Raw genomic sequence first — 316 nt, forward strand, 5'->3', positions numbered from 1 at the left:
AAAAATCCTAAAGAATTAGCTAATCATTACCGTTATATGCTTAACAAAAATATTGATAGTCTTGCCTTAGCTAACGCTAAACAAAACTATAACAAAGCTTGGAAAATGTACAAAAAAGTTCATAGTGCAGGGACGCCTAAATTCCATAAAAAAGGTTATGCAGAAAAATATCAAACTAATGCTCAATATGGCAAAGAAGCAATCATGGATATGTATTCTGCTAGTGTTAAGTTTCTTGATACCAAGCATATCCAAATACCAAAGTTGGGTAGATTACGTATTAGTGGCTCACACAGACGTATTTTAGATAATAAGA

At 32.0% G+C, this 316-nt stretch carries 1 pseudogene; it reads left to right on the plus strand.

Annotated features, from left to right (window positions below):
* A pseudogene (locus FC36_RS04945) lies at nt 1-316 on the plus strand (RNA-guided endonuclease InsQ/TnpB family protein); the annotation flags it as partial.

The organism is Ligilactobacillus equi DSM 15833 = JCM 10991, assembly GCF_001435735.1.
Lineage (GTDB): Bacteria > Bacillota > Bacilli > Lactobacillales > Lactobacillaceae > Ligilactobacillus > Ligilactobacillus equi.